Raw genomic sequence first — 21,778 nt, 5'->3', positions numbered from 1 at the left:
ACTGCTTTATTTTATTTACAAATAGAATCACTCTCTTCTAAACTCTCCTTAAATTTTGATGTATTTACCAAAGGATTAATTTGATTGTTTACCTGCGGTTTTTCTTTTTTTGCATTCTGTTTTCCAGGCTCGGCCTTTTGTCCGTGTTTGTCTACCGTGATACAGTCCGGTCCTCCAATGGGACAAGTTCCTTTACTGTCTTCTAATAATATTTTTCCTTTATTAGACAGCGTCACTTTTTCATAAAAACTGCTCCATTTATTAATTACAGCCTGACAAGGGAGATAATCACCGCTTCCGTTTGGCTGCATTTTGCATTTACCAAAAGTATTTTTCTCTAGTGTCTGCCCAATTTCTTTATCGGTTGCAATCAGTTTCTTTTCGGCATCTTTATCGTTGGCATAATGTTTTTCCTGCGATTTTACCTTCAAAGTATCTGTTTTGGGTTCTACACTGAATTTACATTTCAATGTCGCTCCTTGTACTACTACATGTTTCTCACTCATGGCTTTACTTTTTTGAATATCAACTATTCTTTTAACCTTCTTAGCACTATAATCTTAAATTCCTCTTTTAATTATCTTGATTTTCCTCTTTCTTTACAAGTTCAATTTCAATAGTTGCTTTTATAGGTTCATCGTATTCAATATTACATTGTGCATTTAGTTTTTCAATATTATAAGAATCAGGATTTAGAAAGTAAACTGAACTAAAATTTCCTTTCCAAGGCGCATAACCGTATATAACATCGTAACCTGTGTCTACATAATCTCCTTTTTGCTCGATTCTTATTAAATCGTTATCGTCTAGAACAGCATCTATTTTCTGCTTTACTTTAAAAACCGATTCTTCATCTTTTTCCAACGGAAAGGATACTTCGGTCTCAAATGAATATACTCCTGTATATCCTACATGAATGCCATTAAAAAAAGTCCTCAAAAAATAATCTGAACGCAGCGATTCTAATAAGGTATCTGAGTTTTCTAAAGCATATTCTGTTTGTTCCATATAAGTTTCTGCTACTTCTCCTTCATAATAGTCTAAAACTTCCCTCTTTATTTTTGGCCAGCGGCTTTCAATTTCATCGTAATTATAAATATCAACCCATTTACCAAATTCGTCAACCACAATCTTTAAAGGATACAGCACTTCTGCGGTCTTTGCTTCAAGTTCCTGTATTACAGAATCTGGTGGTGAACCATTGACATAAATTTCTTTTTCTCTATTTATTTCAAAGAGATGGTATTTGTTTTTATCCGTCGCGAGCCATTTTACGCCAATAGTCATCTCGATCACGTCAACTGCACTGCCTGCCACAGTAGTATATTTTGCTTTATAAGTCTTGGTGCTTTTTTCTGATAAAAAAGGTATTTTGTAATCATTTCCAAAAATTACTTTTTTGGGCTTTTTTAGTATTTCCTCTTTTACTTTAGCCTTTGTTTCTTCAGAAGCCAGAATGACAAATTTCAAATAACTTTTAAAATCCGCTTCAATCAAATCGGGAAGCGGGCAATATATATTATGATATCTTCTGAGCTCTTGCGAATCGATTCCAAGTTCATCTGCTACACTTTGCAGCGTATCTCCTTTTCTTACTTTGTAAGTAAGATGTTTATCATAAACTGATTCTTCGTCTGAGTTTTCTAAATAATACATTTGCTTTAAACTACTTTTTATTTCTAATTAGTCAATTCAGCTTCCTTTTCTTTTTCTTTCTGTTTGGGTTTAGGTTCAAACATGAAACCATCATCTCCTTCCTGTTTTTTAGGCATCCTGATTTCTTCTTTTTTCTGTCTTTTACAGATAATAACCGAATTTTCTGTAATACCATTCATTCCTAAAGTATATTTTGCATCTACATATTTTGCTGTTTGATACCATTTTGGCTGCAGGAAGAATACCCAATTGCAATTTTTTCCATCTTGTTTTAATTCAATTTTACTTTCTGCATTATGTTCATTGTATCCAGAGACAGTATGATAAAACAAAGCGCCAAAATCAATTCTTACCGGACCTTTTGATCTTATTGAAGTATATTTTGTATCACTTTCTTTTTTCTGAATTAATAAGGTTATCAACAGTAAATCCTTCATTTGAACGTTTTCAATATCTGGGAAAGGATCTTTTCTCTCTGGAATTTTCCACGTAACATATTCTTTTGGCGGAATCTGCATCATATAGTTAAACACAATATAAACGCCTGTCGGCACTATAAACACCAAAAAATGAGAACACATTAAAAAGGTCAGGGTAATGCCGTTTAAAGCGGTGTAAATAATTATAAACAATACGCTGGAGTACAGTACTATGAGCAGCGAAAACAACAGTTCTATGCCCACATCGCCGCTTTTATTAAACTCGTTAAAATACCATCTGTACAAGTAAACATTCAGGATACCGAATAACAATGATGCAATTTGATAAAAAAGAAATTCGTCTGATAATTCAGTAAATAGTTTGTTGTAGCCCAAAAAACCTACCAGCGCATATACTAAGACAAAAGAGGAAACATAGATATAAAATTTCCTTTTGTATTGCTGCGCAAATTCTTTTACTTTATCTCTGAATAACATGGTAAGTATAAGGCTTACCCCTACAATTATTACTAAAAATACTATAAGCCTGATATCAATAAGGTCTAATAAATGCTTCTTAATCATTACTATATTCGTGTTGTGTACCCTAATACAGGTTCTTTACTAAAATTAAACTGCTCCGTTTCTTCATTAATCAATAAAACTGTTTTTACTTCTACTTCCATCGGAAAGAAATGTTCGCAAAAACAATCTATAAATATTTTTATATCGCTATCTTTAAGATAGTGCTGATAAGGTTTATTGACTATGGGACCAATTTCTATTGTTAAATTCATAGAATAATCCATATAATCTTTTCCAGTAATAAAATCAACCCCCAGCCTGTTTTCTCCTAACTTAATCTGTTCTCCCTCTTCACTGTATTCTTTTGAAGTGGTTGTTGTATAACTAACTTTTTCTTCAATAATACTAGACAAACAACTGCAGGCTAAATCGATGTCTCCAACTATTTTGTATGCATACGGCAGTAATTGAATGAATTTTGAAACTAGAATTTCTGGGTAAATGTGTGACAATCCCCAAAAATCATAGAAAAAATCCAGCGGTTTGCTTCCGTTCAGCTTATACAAAAAATTTCTTTCAACACTTTCTATTTTAGTCCGATAATGAAAAACTTCGTTTTCAAAAGGAGTAAAAAAAACACGGGCGTCAGCTTCCTGCTTTTTCTGGTGTTTGTGCTCCCTGATCATCTGTTTAACAGATTTATCAGCATTGTTTTCCGTCAAACTATGAACAAAACCTTCAGGAAGAGCATCATACATACTATCACGAGATAATCGTATGTTTAGATATTCCTGCTTATCATAATTATCATCCTGAATTCCAGCTCCCAAAATATCACTCCTGTAGGCTCTTGAAAACTGTCCGTGATTAGAAATCGTAATTTCGTCCTGCAGCACCGCTTTATTTTCAAGAAGCTCATTAGCAACAACTTCAGCCCTAATGTCATACGAAATGTTTTCAATTTCGTATACCAGATCCTCAAGACATTTTTTACTTTTTCTTTCCATCTTCGTTAATTCGTCCTGCGCCTATATATCGTAACTGAAAATATTCATCATTGAAATTATAGATGGCCAGACCTTTGTCTGTACAAGCTAAAATTCGGTCATTATGGAGGTACAACCCAACATCGGATATTGGGTGGTCTTTATCATACCTAAAGAAAACCAGATCCCCTTCTGCAAGGAAACTTCTTCCGGTAAAAATCTGAATCGATTTGGATTTCCACATTCCAGCGGGATCTTTTGGAAGGGTAACTTTATAAACATCACTATACAATGACTGTAAAAAATAAGAACAGTCTATTCCTTTCTTAGAAAAAGTCTTCTCCTTGTATGGCGTATTAAGCCAAGGATCAATATAGGAGTACAATTTGTAATTGGTAATTTTATTAGGCATTACAGCAAGAATAATAGAATATTTTTCTTTGAGTGCCAGTACAGCATCACTTAAATTCTCTGAATTATCATTGATTACAGTTTTATTCTTTAAACCATTTTCGTTCATTCCAGACTCCTTTTTCAATTGCTCAAGAGAATAATCATATTTGAACGGAATTTGCGAAATATATTTTTGAGCAGGACACTCTGTAAATAAATGCATCATAAGAATCATCATAACAATCTGCCTCATAAAAAATATTATTTAGTATTCTTTTTTTTTTAATAATTAAAAATTATTTCACTGTCCAAATGGATTTTTTCAAAATTTCAGTTACAATAAAAAACCAGCTTTTGAGTTTATTTCACTTTTTTGCTTTGAGAAAATTCTTCTTTTTTGAGCTAACTTGTTTATTATGAATTCCTTTACTTTTTTAAACGTGATGGATACAAACCTAAAGAAATATTTTGTAAGAATACAAATAAAATTTGTAAAATTTATAGTAATAATTATAACATTTTTAAATTATTTAAAACTACATTTGCTTTCTTTTTTTGTTAAAATTATCTTACATCGTAAATTGTTTAAAATTTAAAAATGAATCAAAAAAATTTTGATATTAGAGTGGTGTTTTTTTTCACGATTCTCTTATTAGCTGGAATCATTGCATTTATCGTTCAGTTTTTTAATCATGTTGATTGTGATGATGCTAAATTTTATATTTTCGCGGATCATTCGCAGTCTGAAGAATCGATCGAGTTTTATGATAAGACTCCTAATGCAAAATCATGGATTTGGGACTTTGGAGACGGATCAGAAAAAGATGTCAGAAAGCATACTTTTCATATCTATAAAAATCCAGGAAAATACTACGTTACTTTAACCCTAAACGGCAATTGCACCCATACAAAAGAAATCACCATAAAGGATAAATTTGCTGCTGATAAAATAGGAACACCCCGAATTATTGTACCCAGAACAATTACCGTTGGGCAGCCTGCTTATTTTAAATCGATCTCAGAAGATGCCAAAACCTGGGAATGGGCATTTGGAGAAAATAAAGGTATTGATGAAACGTCCTCTAATCCTGTTTACAATTTTATTACTCCAGGAGAAAAAACCATTACCCTTGTTATCAACGGAGATTTCAGCCGTGTGGCAAAAAAGGTTATTTATGTACATCCGAGAGTTATAAAAAAGACAAATCCGCTGGACGTAAGCTCCTATGAATTTGAGAAAAAAGCTGAAGCATTTGCCCTGCCCCGCGGCCCTGTTAAAAAAGATCCGCTGGAAGAAATGCTCCAATACGTTCCTGTTGCGCCGAAAACTAAAACTGTAAAAGACAGCACCGCAGCAATTAAAAAAGCACCCAAAATGTCTGAAGATCAATTTGAAATATTGTTTAAAAAAGTCGCAGAAGGCAGCAAAGTAAAAGATGATTTTGCAGAATTTATGTGCGATGATCTTGATATTCCGGTTGTAAAAAATGATAAAGATCTGGTAACTTTTGCGCAGTTGTGCGCTGCTGTAAAAGGAAAGAAAATAAAAATTGAATCAATTCGCTTAAATAAAGACAAACAAACAAACTGCATTAAGGGGTTAAATATCAGCTATAAAGTAAAAAAATACCTGATATGGTCTAAAGATTAATTTGATTATGGAAGAAGAAAAAAACGTGTTCAGTGCAGAACTACTAAGCGCATTTGAAATTGCTAAGAAAATTGCTAAAAACAATTTAAATAAATATTACTCGGCATCGCATTTGTTAAAAGCTGTTTTAAACAGGGATTTATCTCTTTTAAAACGTCTTGAAGCTATGGGCAAAGATGTTTATTATCTTGATGAATGGGCAGAAGTACGAATTGAGGAAGAACCCAAAACCACCAATGTTCTTGACGCTGAACCAAGCGATATTATTGATGAAATTATAAAAGAAGCTGAATCGGTACGAATTGCATTAAACGAAGATGAAATTAGTCTGTATGCCATTATAATTGCTATTAGTTCTCCGGGAGTAGGTTTTACTTTTGATCAAATGAAATCTTACCCTATTTCTAGAAATGAATTGCTAGAAGATCATATTGTGATCCCGCAGAATGAGGGTAATTCAAAACAAGAGGTTAAAAAAGGCTTTCTTAGTAAATATACTATTCATAAAAATGTTGAAAAGAATAAAAACCGAATCCCCGCAATTGGTCGTGAAGCTGAACTGAATGCCATAAAGGAAATTCTTTGCCGTTTCTCTAAACCTAACGTGTTACTTATTGGCGACCGTGGTGTTGGTAAATCGATATTAATAGACACTTTGGTGCAGAATGTCATAAGCAATCAAGTTCCAGATACTTTAAGTAAAGTACAGCTTTTTGAACTTGATTTATCTTCTCTTATTGCAGGCGCTTCGTATAAGGGAGAAATTGAGGATCGATTAAAAAATTGCATTCAAGAACTTAGACACTATCCAAAAGCTATTTTAATTATTGAAGAAATCCATACTTTACTAGACAAAAATGGAGGTGACTCTGGCGTATCTAATGTCTTAAAAGGGGAATTAGCAAAGGGATTAACTATTATTGCAACTTCAACTATTGACGAATTTTCTAAGAGAATCGAAAAAGAGCAAGGTCTTTCGGGAATGTTTGAAATTGTTAAACTGGAAGAATCTGATGATGAGACTTTGTTTCGCATGATTCGCGAATCTATTAAAACGTATCAGGAACATCACAAAATACAGATTGATGACGAAACTATTTCTGAATCGATCCGATTGTCCAGAAGGTACTTAAAAGAAAAAAGCCTTCCGGAATCGGCAATTAATCTGATCGATCATACCATGTCGGTTTTAAAAACTTCTGGAGAAACTTTTCTTAACGAAAAACAATCCATTATCAATAGATTAAATCTTTTAAAGGAGAACAGCAGTAATTTATCTGAAGATCAATTGATCCAAGAATACAATTGGTTCCTGATTGATTTAATAAACAAGACAACCTTTTTAATGGATGTTGATGAACAAAATGAAAAGAGAACTTTTGAAACATCAGAATCAATTATAAATTATATAGAAGGCCTGATTATTACGCTTGAAGAGAAAGCGCTTGATAAACGTTCGCATATTGAAGCTTTTGATTTGTCTCTAATCATTGCTAAAAAAACGGGAATTCCTGCAGGAAAGCTTAAAGAAGAAGAAAAACAGAAACTAAACAATATTGAGGAAGTCTTAACCCGAAGAGTAATTGGACAGGATCACTGTATTGCAACTGTTGCAGGATCTATTTTAGAGTCACGATCGGGATTAAGTAAGGCCGGACAGCCGATTGCATCATTCTTTTTTCTGGGGCCAACAGGAACTGGAAAAACAGAATTAGCCAAAAGTCTGGCTGAATTTCTGTTTCAGGATGAAAATGCCATAATTCGATTTGATATGTCTGAATTTAAAGAAGAACATTCAGCAGCACTCCTTTATGGCGCACCTCCGGGTTATGTAGGATATGAAGAAGGCGGTTTATTGGTAAACAAAATCAGGCAAAAACCATACTCTATTGTTTTATTTGATGAAATTGAAAAAGCACATCCATCTGTTTTTGATGTTTTTCTGCAAATCATGGACGAAGGAAAACTACACGATCGTTTAGGAAAAGAAGGTGATTTCTCAAATGCGATTATCCTTTTTACTTCAAATATTGGTGCCGACCATATTGTAAATACGTTTAACAGTGGTGAAATTCCATCTTCTAATTCTTTGATGGAAATTATGGGCAACTATTTCCGACCTGAATTTTTAGGACGTTTAACTGAAATTGTTCCTTTTGCACCAATCAGCAAAGACAACGCATTGAAGATATTCGAAATCCACCTTAAAAAGGAATTTATGGACTTATTGAAAAACATCAATATTAAAGTTGAAATTCCGATGGAAGCTAAACTGCATCTTGCTGAAAATGGTTATAATGCCAAATACGGTGCAAGACCTATAAAAAGCATTATCAGAAGTCATTTAAGAAGACCTTTGGCCAAGAAAATAATCGCAGGAGAATTTAAAGATGGAGATCAAATTAAAGTTAGGATCGAAAATGATGAAATAAAATGGACTAAGGAAGAAATTGTTCCTATCGAAAACTAAATTTCATTTTTCTGAACACATAAAAAAAACGCTAAGAAATTTTAATCTTAGCGTTTTTATTTTTTATTCTAGAACCAAACCTATTTGACCGTCGTCATCTAATTCTGTTTCAACAGGATCATCTTCTGAAATCTCAGGTTTTTCAGGAATTTCTTCTACTGGTTCATCGTACGGAAGCGGTTCTAATAAATTAACCTGTTTTAATTTATCTGTGGTCAATTGATTCCCTAATGCTTTAAAACCTTTTACAGCTATAAAATCTTCTACGTCAACATGAAGATCGTCTTTTTGGACGCCTTTTACCTTGGCAAAAACCAATTGCGCAACCGGACGATAATCTGTAGATACTATTTCTAATTGCGAATTTGGGTGATCGGTAATAAAACTTTCTTCTTTACCTTCGTTCTCTACAAGGAAACGCTTCAGGAAATAACGTTCTTTTTCTCCATCATAATAAATCGCAGAAATTGGTTTTTTCGGTTTCCATTTTTCCAACACAATCATATCTTCCTCAAAATGAGTTGATAACTCTGGAATAATTACTTTTAATTTTCCTGATTGACTGATAACCAAAATTTTATCGCTTGGTTTAAATTCGCCTAACAACTCTCCTCTTGCATCGACATTCAAACGTTTTACAGTATCATCAAACCAAACTTTTCTTGGCAGTAAGGTCGAAATTCCTTTTTCTTTTAATTCGATTTTCTTGATCGGATATTTCGTAACCAAATTTCCTTTAGAAGCACGGCCTTTAATTGCCAAGGCAGCAAAATCTATATCGAATTTTAGTTTTTTAATCGTTCCAACTTGTCGCAGTAAGATCGTAACAACCTCTGCTTCACCATTCGGATTATGTGAAAAATAAACGACCTGTGAACCTTTGGTTCCATTTGTCAAATCATATGCTTTATCTCTGGTTACTCCAGAAACGTTAAAACGTTTGATATAAGAAGGACCTGATTTTCCGTCACGATAAATCATGTTGTAAATCGTACGCTTATCACTCTTGTCAAATACTGCCACATGGATAATATCTTTTCCAACAAACGTCTTAGCATCAACTTTTGTAATCATCATGGTACCATCACGTAAAAACACAATTACGTCATCGATATCAGAACAATCAGCTACATATTCGTCTTTCTTTAAGCTGGTTCCTACGAAACCTTCTTCGCGGTTTACAAATAATTTGGTATTACGTAAAACTACTTTTGTCGCCTCAACATTATCAAAAACACGAAGCTCTGTCAAACGCTGGCGTCCTTTTCCGTATTTCTCTTTTAATTTTGTAAAATAGGCAATCGCAAAATCGGTAAGATTTTCCAAATTGTATTCTACTTCTTTCATTTCTTCTTCTAACCTAGAAATCAATTCATCGGCTTTATCAGAATCAAATCGAGTGATACGAATCATCGGAATCTGAGTCAGCCTTTGTAAATCATCATCTGTTATTTCTCGAACAAATGATTTTTTGAAAGGCTCAAATCTTTCATACAAATATTTGTAAAGCGATTCTCTATCTCCATACAATTTGAAATCAATGTACATTTCTTCGCGAATGAAGATTTTTTCTAAAGTCGAAAAATGCCATTTATTTTTCAGTTCTTCTAACTGAATTTCTAGTTCCTGACGCAGTAAATCAACGGTTCTTTCTGTCGAAATTTTCAACATCTCAGAAACCCCGATAAATAACGGTTTATTATCTTCAATAACACAGCCTAAAGGCGCAACAGAAGTTTCACAGGCTGTAAAAGCAAATAATGCATCGATTGTTTTATCTGGAGAAACACCTGGGAAAAGATGAATTAAAATCTCAACATCAGCTGCCGTATTGTCCTCGATTTTCTTGATTTTGATTTTACCTTTTTCATTGGCTTTCAAAATACTGTCAATTAAACTTGATGTATTGGTAGAGAACGGAATCTGTGTAATCACCAACGTATTTTTGTCTAATTGCGAAATCTTAGCACGCACGCGCACACGCCCGCCTCGCAAACCGTCGTTATAATTAGAAACGTCTGCAATACCCGCAGTCATAAAGTCTGGATACAGCGTAAACGGTTTTCCTTTTAATATCTTGATCGAAGCATCGATTAATTCATTAAAGTTATGAGGTAAAACTTTTGTTGAAAGTCCAACTGCAATACCTTCTGCTCCTTGTGCTAAAAGCAACGGAAACTTTACAGGCAGATTATTTGGTTCTGCACGACGACCATCATACGAAACACCCCAATCGGTAATTTTTGGAGAATACAAAACCTCCAAAGCAAATTTAGATAAACGAGCCTCGATATAACGCGAAGCTGCCGCTCCGTCTCCTGTTAAGATATTTCCCCAGTTTCCCTGACAATCAATCAATAAATCTTTTTGACCAATCTGCACCATAGCGTCACCAATACTCGCATCTCCGTGTGGATGATACTGCATGGTGTGTCCTACAACATTGGCAACTTTATTATAACGACCGTCATCCAATTCTTTAAGAGAGTGCATAATACGACGCTGAACAGGTTTAAAACCATCCTCGATTGCTGGTACAGCACGTTCTAGAATTACATACGAAGCATAATCCAAGAACCAGTCTTTGTACATTCCGGTTACTTTGGTAATCACGTCTTCGCCTTCTTCTTCCTGATTTTCGTAAAAATGCTGTCCTTCAAAATTCTTAGCATCTACATCGATAATTTCATCAGAATCCTCTTGATTTTCATCTTTCGGATTCTCATCGTAATTATTTTCGTCGTCGTTTGGAATTATGTTGTCGTCTTCTTCGTCTTTCATTTTTATATGCTGAATTATTTCAGTAAACTATTTTTTTTATTCATAATCTTCGTCAAAATAAACTATTCCTGCCTTTTTAAAAAGGTCATTCATTTGACTATAGCAAAAACCATCGTATCCTTCCAGATTTTTAGATTCTCTAAAACCTTTACAGGACAAACAAACTTCCTTATAACCTATTATTCTATTTTTTGAATCTCTGAAAAGAATTATATGTCTGGGGAAATAACAATCTGCATTATTCTCTACAACTTTACAGCTATCTTGAGACATTAATTCAATCAATTCTTCTTTCAATAGTGAATTTAGTTGTACTCTATCTTTAATCCTCGTACTGTCAAAATTCAATTTGTAATCAACAACAAGGTCTTTAGTGTATCTACTATCCTGGTCTCCTGCCTTTTCTTTATCCCAATTCATCCTATTTTCATAAGATAAAATCTCAACTTTGGACGATTTTTTCAGAGGAAAACCTCTTTCTCTGATTATTTCAGTTTTAGATTTAACAATCTTAGAAATTTCCGGAAATTGTGGTTTTTCTTCTTCTTTTTTTACAAGAAATTAATATTAAAATCGAAAGTAAAAATATAATTTTCTTCATTTACAAAAATCTCTTTGTTTTGAAGTAGTTCTTTAAAAATCTCAACGCTTGTTAAAACCGTTTTATATTTACTGGCAAAAATCTGTTCATTATTTTCTGGTAAAATATAGCGAACTACTATAGTGCAGAATCATACTGTCGTTTTAATTCGCGTACACTCCAATTATTTTTCTCTGATTCTATTTTGTAAAAACGTCTTTCTTTTTCATCGTCAATTCGCATTAGAAAAATATAGTGAGTCCAAGTCAATTTGAAAAGATTTAAAATCCCCAGTCAGTGACTGTATTTTTGAATTTCGAAAATACGAGTCAGTGACTCGGAATTTCAGTAAGCCAAATACAACTTTCTTATATGCTGCAGATTACCCACATAAAACCTTTTTTATTTAACCTCAGCATTCTCAATCGTATTTTTATTTTCTTCCCTTACACTTTTAATTATAAAATAAGTAACTGCAAAACTTAAAATGAATGCAATTATCATGTAAATCAATGTTTTCTTATTCATATTTTCTAAACTTCTTCCAATTCATCAATTTCTACCTTCAAATTTTTGATAATAAAATCCTGTCTGTCCGGCGTATTTTTACCCATATAAAAAGACAACAATTGCTCAATCGAAGTATTTTTATCCATCATAATTGGGTCAAGACGAATCGTATCTCCAATAAAGTTTTTGAACTCATCTGGCGAAATCTCCCCTAAACCTTTAAATCGGGTGATTTCTGGTTTTGGTTTTAATTTCTCGATAGCATCTTTTCTTTCTTCTTCAGAATAGCAGTAAATCGTTTCTTTCTTGTTTCGAACCCTGAAAAGCGGTGTCTGTAAAATGTACAAATGTCCTTCTTTAATTAATTCTGGGAAAAACTGCAAAAAGAATGTAATCAATAATAGACGAATGTGCATTCCGTCGACATCGGCATCGGTTGCGATTACGATGTTGTTATAACGCAGTTTTTCTAATCCGTCTTCAATATCAAGCGCTGCCTGCAGTAAATTGAATTCTTCGTTTTCATATACAATTTTTTTACTCATTCCGTATGAATTCAAAGGTTTACCACGCAAACTGAAAACCGCCTGAGTATTTACGTCGCGCGACTTGGTGATCGATCCAGAAGCCGAATCTCCCTCGGTAATAAAAAGCGTGCTTTCTAAATTTCTTGGGTTTTTGGTATCAGGAAGATGCGCGCGGCAGTCTCTTAATTTTTTATTGTGCAGATTGGCTTTTTTAGCGCGATCTGTAGCCAGTTTTCTAATTCCTGACAATTCCTTACGTTCACGTTCTGCCTGTAGAATTTTACGAAGTAAAGCTTCAGCAGTCGGCGGATTTTTATGCAAATAATTATCAAGTTTGGTTTTGATAAAATCGTTTACAAAAGTACGTACCGAAACTGGTGTCGTTCCGTCGTCTGAACCCATATCAGTAGAACCCAATTTGGTTTTGGTCTGAGACTCAAAAACGGGTTCCATTACTTTAATACTGATCGCACTCACAATCGATTTACGAACGTCTGATGCTTCGAAGTTTTTATTGTAAAATTCACGAATTGTTTTTACAACCGCTTCACGATAAGCCGCTAAGTGCGTTCCTCCCTGTGTGGTGTTCTGACCGTTTACAAAAGAGTGATATTCTTCGCTGTATTGCGTTTTACTGTGTGTAAGCGCAACTTCTATATCATGATCTTTTAAGTGAATGATCGGATATTCTAAATCTTCTTCATTAATGGTTTCTTCTAATAAATCGCGAAGACCGTTTTCTGAATAATATTTTTCGCCATTAAAAAGAATCGTCAAGCCATTGTTCAAATAACAATAGTTTTTGACCATTTTAATCACATATTCCAAACGAAATTTATAGTTTTTAAAGATCGATTCGTCTGGTGTAAAAGTTACTTTTGTCCCTTTACGTTTTGTGGTATCAATAACATCTTCTTCCTGAACCAGATTTCCGGCAGAGAATTCGGCTGCTTTCTGTTTTTCATCACGAACAGATTCTACCCTAAAATAATTAGACAAAGCATTTACCGCTTTTGTTCCGACACCATTTAAACCAACTGATTTCTGGAAAGCTTTAGAATCGTACTTTCCTCCGGTGTTCATTTTCGAAACTACATCGACTACTTTTCCTAACGGAATTCCGCGTCCGTAATCACGAACCGAAACCGTTTTATCTTTGATTGTAACTTCAATCGTTTTTCCGGCCCCCATAACGAATTCATCGATACAGTTGTCCAGAACCTCTTTTAAAAGAATGTAAATACCATCATCCGGCGATGATCCGTCCCCTAATTTCCCGATGTACATACCCGGACGCATACGAATATGTTCCTTCCAATCGAGTGAACGAATATTATCTTCGTTGTATTGATTTTGCTCTAGCATAAATGAATTTAGGATTTTTGGCTAATGTACCATTTATCGGTAAAAAATAAAAGCGTATTTCTTTTTTGTTATGAATAATAACAGTTTAAAATCTATTTAAATTGATTTTAAAAAAATACAACCGCTAAAAGTATAAAAAATCAGTTATTTGACAAAAAATTACGATTTAATTCCAAGAACCTGCTTGGCGAGCGCAATCATTTCTGGGGTTCCCGTATTTTTGTTTTTTTCGTCAGAAAGTTTTACTACACCCTGCCAATCTGTATTTTCCGATTTGGTTTCCGTCAATTTGATTACCATATTCATAGAAGGCAGCCCTGTATCGTTAGTAAAATTGGTTCCAATTCCGAAAGACATTTTTATTTTACCTTTACAAAAATCAGAGATTATTTTCACTTTGTCGACATTCAGCGAATCTGAAAAAACAATGGTTTTAGATTTCGGATCAATTCCCATTTTGGTATAATGTGCCATTACTTTCTGGGCAAATTCTATCGGATCACCGCTGTCGTGACGAACTCCGTCAAAAAGTTTAGAATATTTTTTATCAAATTGATCAAAGAAAATATCGGTTGTGTAAGTATCTGTCAAGGCAATTCCGAGATCACCGCCGTAGACTTGTGTCCAATGTTCGAGACTAATTAGATTTGCGGTTTGAAATCCGTAAACAGCAGCATGAAACATAAACCACTCATGAGCATGAGTTCCCAGCGGGCGTTTATCATTAATCATGGCAAAATGGACATTGCTGGTTCCTATAAAACTTTCTCCTCCAAAAGTCCTTAATGTTTCATTTACTAAATTATGAACATCGTACGAGTGGCGCCTTCTGGTTCCAAATTCTAAAATAGAAACTCCCAAAGCATTGTAGCTGTCTATTTTGTTTTTAGTAACTTCTTTTATTTTTTCGTCGTCTACGCGAACGAGATGATTCGATTTATAAAATAATTCTGAAATCAAAGCCATCAAAGGTACTTCCCATAAAATTGTTCGATACCAAAAACCTTCTACCGTAACTTCTATCTCTGAACCTTTTTGAGAAATCTGAACCTCAGACGGGTCATATCGATATCCTTGAAGAAAATCTAAATAAGTAGGATCAAGATAGGGGCAATATTTTGCTAAGTAATTTTTTTCTGCTTTCGTCAAGCGAAGATCAGCCAGCGCATCTACAGACGTGCGAAGTAAATCTGCAAATCCAGGAGGAAAAACATGTTTGCCGCGGTTGATAAATGCATAACGAACCTTTGCCTTTGGAAAAAGCTTTATAACAGCATGCTGCATTGTGAATTTGTAGAAATCGTTATCTAAAATCGATTTCAAAAATGTGTTTTCCATAAGTCAAAAGCTGTTTTTAATACTTATGGCTAAGATACGGTAATAAACAAATTGTTTTTCTAAAAATTCCTTAAAATCTAAGTTGTTTTGGGAACTATTTTAAAAGTGGCAAAGTTTTTATTAAAAAGATATAAAGTGATAAATCGCCCTAACTTTCTGGAGTACGTAATCTGAAATTCTAATACCCCATTTTCTTCTTTCACATTTTCAAGCTTCATTCTTTCCTCTTTTTTATCCAAATAATAGAGGTCATCTAGTCTGTCAATGTTTTTTATTTTAAATGCAATTTTATCTCCTTCGTTTGCCATAATTACACCCGAATAAGGCAATAAGATTTCGGCTTCTTCTTCAATAAATGAACTATAAATAAGCGGTGCGTTTAAAAATTCTGTTTTATTCCCTGTATTTCCTTTATACATAGCATCTTCAGGATAATGCTTTACGTTAAAATATTTTAAGTCGGTATCAAAATAAACGGGCGTAAACTTCTTTACAAGTATTTTTCGACGATAATCATAACTTCCTCCACCCCATGTTGCATCTACTACAATCCATTTTCCATCTATCTGAACCTTATTCCACGCATGGTTTATAATAAAATTTCTTCTGCCGATATCTTGTGGAGTTACTCGAGCATCTCCAACTATTACTTGGCATCTCAGACCTGTCAGCGCAGCTAAATGCGCATAAAGGAGCGAATATCCTTCACAAACTGCTTTTCTAGATCTAAAAGCTTTGCGAGTAGTCTCTGCGTTTAACAATTGTATTTTTTTATCCTCTTCGGCTTTATTTTTATAACTAATGCTTTTTGGTGCCGGTGGATCAAGAAAGGTCTTTAAATCGTAATCAATATTCAAAGCAATCCAGCTGTAAATCGCTCGTGCCTTATCGTGTTCTGATGTAAAATCTTTTTGAATTCTTTCTGCTAATTTTTCTGTACTGCCAAAATTTGGATATTTTAAAACGATGCTTTCAATAGCATTGTATTTTTGCGCGAAAGAAGAATTTATAAGTAAACTAATTATAAGTATCGTAAATACGATTTTTTTAATTTTCATTAAATTAAGCTCGAATTACTTTAAAAGAAACGACACTCGCGTTACCAATAAAGACCGTAATATACTCGCCTACATTGGCATCTACAGCAATTTGAAACTCTAAACCGCCGCGTTTCTCTTTTGGGTTTTGTACTTTAACCGGCTGATTTTTTTTATTCAAATAAAAAACCTGATCTGATTTGGAAACATTTTTAATTTCAACTGAAATTTTATCACCGTTTTTTACTTCTAAAATACCCGAATCTGGAGATTTAATTTTATAATCTTCCACGATAGCTGAATTGTAAATAAGAGGTCCGTTTAAAAAATCACTTTTACTGATTTTATCTCCATCAAAAGTTCCTGAATCGGGATAATGTTTAGCAAAAAAATAATCGGGATCGGTATCAAAATATATAGGAGCAAAATCATCGACCATTCTTCCTTTACTGCTGTCATAATAGCCCTGCCCCCACGTTACATCTACCAAGATCCATTTTCTTCCAATCAGAACAGTATTCCATGCGTGATTAGACGAAATTGTTTTACGGCCGATATCTGCCAAACGCGTTTTAGAATCCCCTTTGACTACTTCTGATTTTAATCCAACCTGAGTAGCCAAATGCTGGTACAAAGCCGTAAAGCCCTCACAAACCCCTTTTTTAGAGTTAAAAGTTTTTTGAATCAGATTATCATTGAGCTGTTTGATTTTTCTTTGTTTTTCAGCTTCAGAAGAATAACTAAAGCCCTGCACCCTTTGCGGATTTAAAAATGAATTGTAATCGTACTTAATATTAAAGGCGATCCAGCTGAAAACTGCACGCGCTTTTTCTTCTTCAGAGTTAAAATCTTTTTCGATTCTTTCTGCTAGTTTTTCAGTAGTAGTAAAGTTTTTGGGATATTTTGCAACCATTTTATCGACATCACTCAACTTTTGGGCAATGGTAAAATTTAGAAAAATAATATTAAGTAATAAAAATATAAAAACAATCTTTTTTATTGGCATCGATTTAAAAACTTGATTTAATAACATCTTTTAATTCCTTATCTAGTTCAGCATTTGATATTTGATTTTTTTCTATATCAAAATTTGCGCCAAACGTTGGCAATGAAAAAGTTGCTTTAATTTTTGCACCATATCTAGGCAGTGCATTATTAGCAATTTCTAAAACAGATGCACCTCCTCTAGGTCCCGGAGATGTCGCTAATAATAACATTGGTTTTTGCTGAAAAACTTCTTTCATAATTCTGGAACTCCAGTCAAAAACATTTTTGAAGGCAACAGAATAACTTCCATTGTTTTCTGCTAAAGAGATCACAAGAACATCAGCTTCGCCGATCTTACTCAGAAAAGCTTTCGCAAGTTCATGCTGACCGATTTCTTTTTCGAGATCTACGCTAAATAATGGCATTGCATAATCGTTAAGATCTAAGATTTCAACTGCTGCATTTTCAAATAAACTTGCAGCATAAGTCGCCAAATGTTTATTAATTGACTGAGTACTGTTACTTCCTCCAAAGGCTATAATTTTCATGGCTTCTCGTGTGTTAATCGTTCTTGTGTTGAATGTGGTGTTACATCTTCGATCTCATAAACTTCTTTTGCAATCTCTACGGAATACTCATTTGGATAGATTTTTCCTCCATACGATTTTGCATAGACTTTAGTAAATTCTGCACCAAAGTAAAGAATAATTGCTGAATAATACACCCAAACTAAAATAATGATTACAGAACCCGCAGCACCATAAACCGATGCCACTGTTGAACTTCCTAAGTAAAAACCTATTGCAAATTTACCAATCATAAACAACACCGCAGTAACCGCAGATCCAATAATGGCATCTTTCCATCTAATTTTTCCGTCTGGCAATGTTCTAAAAATTATCGTAAACAGAAGCGTAATACTAGCCAGCACAATCACGATATTGACAACGTAAAACAAATAGACGGTACTTTCTGGAAAATATATTTTTAAACGGGCACTCATCAAGTCTAATATGGTATTGATAAACAAACTGACAATCATTAAAAACCCCACAGAAGCAATCATCGAAAAGGACATTAACCTGTTTTGGATAAATTTTTTAACCCCTTTGTCTGGTTTTGCACGCAATCCCCAAATGAAATTTATCGAACTCTGAATTTCCGCAAAAACTCCAGAAGCACCAACCAAAAGCATTACAACTCCGAATACACTTGCAAAAACATTACTTCCAGATAACTCCACATTTTTTATAGCTTCTTGAATCTGGACTGCTGCACCGTTACCAACCAAACCATTTATTTGACCGTATAATTGTCCCGTTACGGCATCTTCTCCAAAGAAAAAACCACAAATCGTAATTATAATAATTAATAAAGGAGGCAATGCAAAAATAGTGTAATACGAGAGTGCCGCACTAAGTTTGATTGCATTATCATCATTAAATTCTAAGAAGGTATTCTTTAAGAGAAACCATGTTTTCGAAAAAATATTTTTGATTTTCATTTGCTGCTTTTTTTGAAATACACTCAAATTTAAACAATATTCCAAAATCGCTGATTCTCGCTTTTTAGCAGAATTTTATATTTTTTCCATGTTAAATTATCACGAAACCTTTTTATATCCAATATCCCAGCTCCTATCTTTAATTTTTAAGATCTTTTTAAATTCTCTTCTTGTCGGCTTAATTAAATAAGAAGTAGAATCCAGCATTTTTGCCTTTATTTTAGTTATAGAATCCAGCTTTTTCAAGTTTTTTTGATCGTAAAGTCTTTTAAATTTAATGGAATCGTTTTGAATAGAAAGAAATTCAACAGTCCAATAAATAGAATCTTTACTGCTCAGAATTAACTGCCCGTCTATGCGTTTTGCTTTCTTAAAAAGCGAAAATCGGAACAAAGTATCTGTGTTTTTTTGAATCAATTCTATGGAATCTCCTTTGGGCAGCATTTCATATACATCCTTTGTATTTTTTACGATCAGTTTACCATCAACAATATCAAACGTTTCTTTTAAAGAATCTAAAGCGAGTTTATGAATCTTACTTTTATAAAAATATTCTTTCATAATTAGATCTTCGTCAATCCTAATAAAAATCGAATCCGCATTTACATACAGTCCTCTAAATTTATTTGGAAAATGATCTAATTCTGAATCCTTATCAGGCTGCGGGTTTTCAAAATAAAATGTCAAACAATCTACACACTCTGCATCTGCTTTTTTACAAGAAATTGCTATTGTAATTATTGTAAAAATTAAAATTAGCTTTTTCATCACAGAATTATTTATAATGGCAGAAAATACCTTTATCATAAACTGTCCATAAACTTGCTTTTTGATTGGCAGCTTTTAAAGCAGAATTTGCCCAGGTATTACAGGTATAAAAAAGACTGTAACTTCCTTTTGCTTCATAAAAAGCATCTTTTCTTCCGTAACTGTGGCCTTCTATCCATTGCGGATGAACGGGATCCGTAAAACTGTCTGAAATATAATTGACTAATTTTTGATAATTTTCTGTTGAAATCAAAATGCGTTTACAGTCTTCTCCTTCACGTAAGTTTTTGAAAAATGTGGTATGCATGGCAGAAGAACTGATTCCGAATGCGGCTCTGCAGGCGGTACTTACTTTCAAATCGGACCATTCTGGCGTATCCAGATAAAAACCTTTATCTCCCCAGCCAAAACCAATATAATTCATCAACGAATCTTTTGATTGTGTCTGACTGAATTGAATTTGGTTTCGCCAGTCTTTTATTTCGTTTTTTACCGGAACTACAATATCGGTATGAACTCCGTTTGTAAGAATGTAAATGGGAATTGTTTTTTGTTCTTTTACAAGATCCGTTTCTGAATTGACCGTGATTTTTGAAATTAACAATACTGACGTTACATACAAGGCTATAAAAGTGAAGATTCCGAAAAGCGTCCAGCCCAAAAATTTGAAGGTTTTTTTTAGCATTTTAATTGGTTATTTTAAATTAGTAATTGGTTGTTTTTTCTGTAACCAATTTTTGAGCCAAAAATTTTATTTCCCGAAAATGGTACGCGGATTTTACAGGTTCGCTTTCGCGAAAGCGCGGATTTACGCAGATTTTTTTACTCTCTTGTATCATCTTGAGCGATCCCGATCCGAAACTTCAATAAATATCCAATCTTTGCGCAGGCTTCGACTTCGCTCAGCCAGACAATAAAAACCTAAATAATAAAAACAAAAAAACTGCTGAATCTCTCCAGCAGTTTTTTTGTTTTGTTTGTTCTTTACTCTATTTTCTGTAAAAAAGATTAAACGTTAAAACGGAAATGCATTACATCTCCATCTTTTACCACATATTCTTTTCCTTCTACTTTAAATTTACCAGCTTCTTTTGCTTTTGCTTCAGAACCGTATTGAACGTAATCTTCGTATGAAATTACTTCTGCACGAATAAATCCTTTTTCAAAATCAGTATGGATAACTCCTGCAGCCTGTGGTGCAGTTGCTCCAATATTAATAGTCCAGGCACGTACTTCTTTTACACCTGCGGTAAAATACGTCTGCTGTTTTAAAAGCTTGTAAGCTGCACGAATTAAAACAGATGCTCCCGGCTCAGTTAATCCCATATCTTCAAGGAAAACCTGACGCTCTTCGTAGCTTTCTAATTCTGTAATATCAGCCTCTGCTCCTACCGAAAGAATGATCACTTCTGCATCCTCGTCTTTAACCAATTCGCGAACCTGATCTACATATTTGTTTCCGTTTACAGCCGAACCCTCATCAACATTACAAACATACAAAACTGGTTTTGCTGTAATTAATTGAAAAGCTTCCATTAAAACTTCTTCTTCATTACTTTGAGGAACAATTGTTCTTGCCGATTTTGCCTGCAATAATGCTTCTCTGATTCGGTTTAGTAAAGCTTCCTCAGTCTGTGCTTCTTTATTTCCTGTTTTTGCAGCACGTTTTACTTTTTCTAAACGTTTTTCGATTGTTTCAAGATCTTTTAACTGCAATTCGATATCAATCGTTTCTTTGTCACGAATCGGGTTTACATTTCCGTCAACATGTACAATATTATCATTATCAAAGCAACGCAAAACGTGAATAATAGCATTACACTCTCTAATGTTTCCTAAAAACTGATTCCCAAGACCTTCACCTTTACTTGCACCTTTTACCAAACCTGCAATATCTACGATATCTACAGTTGCCATTTGTACACGCTCTGGTTTAACCAATTCTTCTAATTTGTTGATTCTTGGATCTGGAACGTTTACAACACCAATATTTGGCTCAATTGTACAAAACGGAAAGTTCGCACTCTGCGCTTTTGCATTAGATAAACAATTAAATAATGTTGATTTTCCAACATTTGGTAATCCTACAATTCCTGCTTTCATCTATAGACAATATTTGTTTTTAACTTGATTTTAATCTCTCAGACCCCGCCAATACTGATTTAAACATCAATTACTTAGCTTTTTATTAGTCTTATTTATATTACTTTTTACAATGTTTTTATTTTGCCAAAATGATATTTTTCGGCATTAAAATTTTGCAAATATATGATTTAATACC

The 21,778-nt window shown here is 33.7% G+C and carries 19 protein-coding genes; 2 read left to right on the top strand and 17 right to left on the bottom strand.

The features are described from left to right. Positions 1–11 precede the first annotated feature (11 nt). The 5 genes from C4F50_RS02825 to C4F50_RS02805 all read right to left on the bottom strand — a co-directional run bounded on the left by C4F50_RS02825 (position 12) and on the right by C4F50_RS02805 (position 4,232). Complete coding sequence (locus C4F50_RS02825; RefSeq protein ID WP_193844906.1) at positions 12–506, bottom strand: DUF4280 domain-containing protein; 495 nt, start codon at positions 504–506, stop codon at positions 12–14. A gap of 67 nt (positions 507–573) precedes the next feature. Further along, positions 574–1,656: a LysM peptidoglycan-binding domain-containing protein gene (locus tag C4F50_RS02820; RefSeq protein WP_193844905.1), complete on the bottom strand. Its 1,083-nt coding sequence runs from the start codon at positions 1,654–1,656 to the stop codon at positions 574–576. A 23-nt stretch (positions 1,657–1,679) separates the two neighbouring features. Further along, complete coding sequence (locus tag C4F50_RS02815; protein ID WP_095931719.1) at positions 1,680–2,660, bottom strand: TssN family type VI secretion system protein; 981 nt, start codon at positions 2,658–2,660, stop codon at positions 1,680–1,682. A 2-nt stretch (positions 2,661–2,662) separates the two neighbouring features. Then, positions 2,663–3,607, bottom strand: a complete 945-nt coding sequence (locus C4F50_RS02810) for a hypothetical protein (protein WP_193844904.1) — start codon at positions 3,605–3,607, stop codon at positions 2,663–2,665. Continuing rightward, positions 3,591–4,232 (bottom strand): C40 family peptidase, encoded by a 642-nt coding sequence (locus tag C4F50_RS02805; protein ID WP_228011945.1) that lies wholly within the window; start codon positions 4,230–4,232, stop codon positions 3,591–3,593. The genes C4F50_RS02810 and C4F50_RS02805 overlap by 17 nt, the downstream gene beginning before the upstream one ends. A gap of 345 nt (positions 4,233–4,577) precedes the next feature. Between C4F50_RS02805 and C4F50_RS02800 the strand changes: the two genes are divergently transcribed. Together C4F50_RS02800 and C4F50_RS02795 are read left to right on the top strand one after the other, a co-directional pair. Then, positions 4,578–5,630, top strand: coding sequence for a PKD domain-containing protein (locus C4F50_RS02800; protein WP_193844903.1), 1,053 nt, complete (start codon positions 4,578–4,580; stop codon positions 5,628–5,630). A 7-nt stretch (positions 5,631–5,637) separates the two neighbouring features. Beyond that, positions 5,638–8,100 carry an AAA family ATPase gene (locus tag C4F50_RS02795; RefSeq protein ID WP_193844902.1) on the top strand — a complete coding sequence of 821 codons (2,463 nt, stop codon included), beginning with the start codon at positions 5,638–5,640 and terminating at the stop codon, positions 8,098–8,100. Between the two features lie 63 nt (positions 8,101–8,163). On the opposite strand, the gene C4F50_RS02790 is transcribed toward C4F50_RS02795, so the two are convergent. From C4F50_RS02790 to ychF, 12 genes are all read right to left on the bottom strand, one after another. Beyond that, entirely contained in the window at positions 8,164–10,881 is a 2,718-nt protein-coding gene (locus C4F50_RS02790) for a DNA gyrase/topoisomerase IV subunit A (protein WP_193844901.1), read from the bottom strand. 36 nt (positions 10,882–10,917) lie between these two features. Then, a complete protein-coding gene (locus C4F50_RS02785; protein ID WP_193844900.1) occupies positions 10,918–11,301 on the bottom strand; it encodes a hypothetical protein in 384 nt (127 codons plus the stop codon). A gap of 298 nt (positions 11,302–11,599) precedes the next feature. Further along, the gene (locus C4F50_RS25835) at positions 11,600–11,731 is read right to left on the bottom strand and encodes a DUF1016 N-terminal domain-containing protein (RefSeq protein ID WP_228011944.1); all 132 of its coding nucleotides are present in this window, start codon (positions 11,729–11,731) and stop codon (positions 11,600–11,602) included. A 263-nt stretch (positions 11,732–11,994) separates the two neighbouring features. Beyond that, on the bottom strand, positions 11,995–13,863 hold the full coding sequence (locus C4F50_RS02775; RefSeq protein ID WP_193844899.1) for a DNA topoisomerase IV subunit B: 1,869 nt from the start codon (positions 13,861–13,863) through the stop codon (positions 11,995–11,997). A 159-nt stretch (positions 13,864–14,022) separates the two neighbouring features. After that, complete coding sequence (gene pncB, locus C4F50_RS02770; RefSeq protein WP_193844898.1) at positions 14,023–15,201, bottom strand: nicotinate phosphoribosyltransferase; 1,179 nt, start codon at positions 15,199–15,201, stop codon at positions 14,023–14,025. 77 nt (positions 15,202–15,278) lie between these two features. Beyond that, positions 15,279–16,259, bottom strand: a complete 981-nt coding sequence (locus C4F50_RS02765) for a transglutaminase domain-containing protein (RefSeq protein ID WP_193844897.1) — start codon at positions 16,257–16,259, stop codon at positions 15,279–15,281. A gap of 4 nt (positions 16,260–16,263) precedes the next feature. Beyond that, complete coding sequence (locus C4F50_RS02760; RefSeq protein WP_193845833.1) at positions 16,264–17,244, bottom strand: transglutaminase domain-containing protein; 981 nt, start codon at positions 17,242–17,244, stop codon at positions 16,264–16,266. A gap of 4 nt (positions 17,245–17,248) precedes the next feature. Further along, a complete protein-coding gene (locus tag C4F50_RS02755) occupies positions 17,249–17,773 on the bottom strand; it encodes an NADPH-dependent FMN reductase (protein ID WP_193844896.1) in 525 nt (174 codons plus the stop codon). Then, positions 17,770–18,729, bottom strand: a complete 960-nt coding sequence (locus C4F50_RS02750) for a YihY/virulence factor BrkB family protein (RefSeq protein ID WP_193844895.1) — start codon at positions 18,727–18,729, stop codon at positions 17,770–17,772. Before C4F50_RS02750 ends, C4F50_RS02755 begins: the two co-directional genes overlap by 4 nt. A gap of 99 nt (positions 18,730–18,828) precedes the next feature. Beyond that, positions 18,829–19,497, bottom strand: a complete 669-nt coding sequence (locus C4F50_RS02745) for a hypothetical protein (RefSeq protein ID WP_193844894.1) — start codon at positions 19,495–19,497, stop codon at positions 18,829–18,831. A 7-nt stretch (positions 19,498–19,504) separates the two neighbouring features. Further along, positions 19,505–20,182, bottom strand: coding sequence for a TIGR02117 family protein (locus tag C4F50_RS02740; RefSeq protein WP_193844893.1), 678 nt, complete (start codon positions 20,180–20,182; stop codon positions 19,505–19,507). A 323-nt stretch (positions 20,183–20,505) separates the two neighbouring features. Beyond that, complete coding sequence (ychF, locus tag C4F50_RS02735) at positions 20,506–21,600, bottom strand: redox-regulated ATPase YchF (protein WP_193844892.1); 1,095 nt, start codon at positions 21,598–21,600, stop codon at positions 20,506–20,508. Positions 21,601–21,778: the final 178 nt, after the last annotated feature.

The organism is Flavobacterium hungaricum (assembly GCF_015182285.1).
GTDB lineage: Bacteria > Bacteroidota > Bacteroidia > Flavobacteriales > Flavobacteriaceae > Flavobacterium > Flavobacterium hungaricum.
Note: the sequence above shows the minus strand (reverse complement) of the source record. Positions and strands in the feature narration are given on the sequence as shown.

Coding starts and splice junctions, on each gene's coding strand:
- C4F50_RS02825 (WP_193844906.1), bottom strand. CDS start 506: ATGAGTGAGAAACATGTAGTAGTACAAGGAGCGACATTGAAATGTAAA.
- C4F50_RS02820 (WP_193844905.1), bottom strand. CDS start 1,656: ATGTATTATTTAGAAAACTCAGACGAAGAATCAGTTTATGATAAACAT.
- C4F50_RS02815 (WP_095931719.1), bottom strand. CDS start 2,660: ATGATTAAGAAGCATTTATTAGACCTTATTGATATCAGGCTTATAGTA.
- C4F50_RS02810 (WP_193844904.1), bottom strand. CDS start 3,607: ATGGAAAGAAAAAGTAAAAAATGTCTTGAGGATCTGGTATACGAAATT.
- C4F50_RS02805 (WP_228011945.1), bottom strand. CDS start 4,232: ATGAGGCAGATTGTTATGATGATTCTTATGATGCATTTATTTACAGAG.
- C4F50_RS02800 (WP_193844903.1), top strand. CDS start 4,578: ATGAATCAAAAAAATTTTGATATTAGAGTGGTGTTTTTTTTCACGATT.
- C4F50_RS02795 (WP_193844902.1), top strand. CDS start 5,638: ATGGAAGAAGAAAAAAACGTGTTCAGTGCAGAACTACTAAGCGCATTT.
- C4F50_RS02790 (WP_193844901.1), bottom strand. CDS start 10,881: ATGAAAGACGAAGAAGACGACAACATAATTCCAAACGACGACGAAAAT.
- C4F50_RS02785 (WP_193844900.1), bottom strand. CDS start 11,301: ATGAATTGGGATAAAGAAAAGGCAGGAGACCAGGATAGTAGATACACT.
- C4F50_RS02775 (WP_193844899.1), bottom strand. CDS start 13,863: ATGCTAGAGCAAAATCAATACAACGAAGATAATATTCGTTCACTCGAT.
- pncB (WP_193844898.1), bottom strand. CDS start 15,201: ATGGAAAACACATTTTTGAAATCGATTTTAGATAACGATTTCTACAAA.
- C4F50_RS02765 (WP_193844897.1), bottom strand. CDS start 16,259: ATGAAAATTAAAAAAATCGTATTTACGATACTTATAATTAGTTTACTT.
- C4F50_RS02760 (WP_193845833.1), bottom strand. CDS start 17,244: ATGCCAATAAAAAAGATTGTTTTTATATTTTTATTACTTAATATTATT.
- C4F50_RS02755 (WP_193844896.1), bottom strand. CDS start 17,773: ATGAAAATTATAGCCTTTGGAGGAAGTAACAGTACTCAGTCAATTAAT.
- C4F50_RS02750 (WP_193844895.1), bottom strand. CDS start 18,729: ATGAAAATCAAAAATATTTTTTCGAAAACATGGTTTCTCTTAAAGAAT.
- C4F50_RS02745 (WP_193844894.1), bottom strand. CDS start 19,497: ATGAAAAAGCTAATTTTAATTTTTACAATAATTACAATAGCAATTTCT.
- C4F50_RS02740 (WP_193844893.1), bottom strand. CDS start 20,182: ATGCTAAAAAAAACCTTCAAATTTTTGGGCTGGACGCTTTTCGGAATC.
- ychF (WP_193844892.1), bottom strand. CDS start 21,600: ATGAAAGCAGGAATTGTAGGATTACCAAATGTTGGAAAATCAACATTA.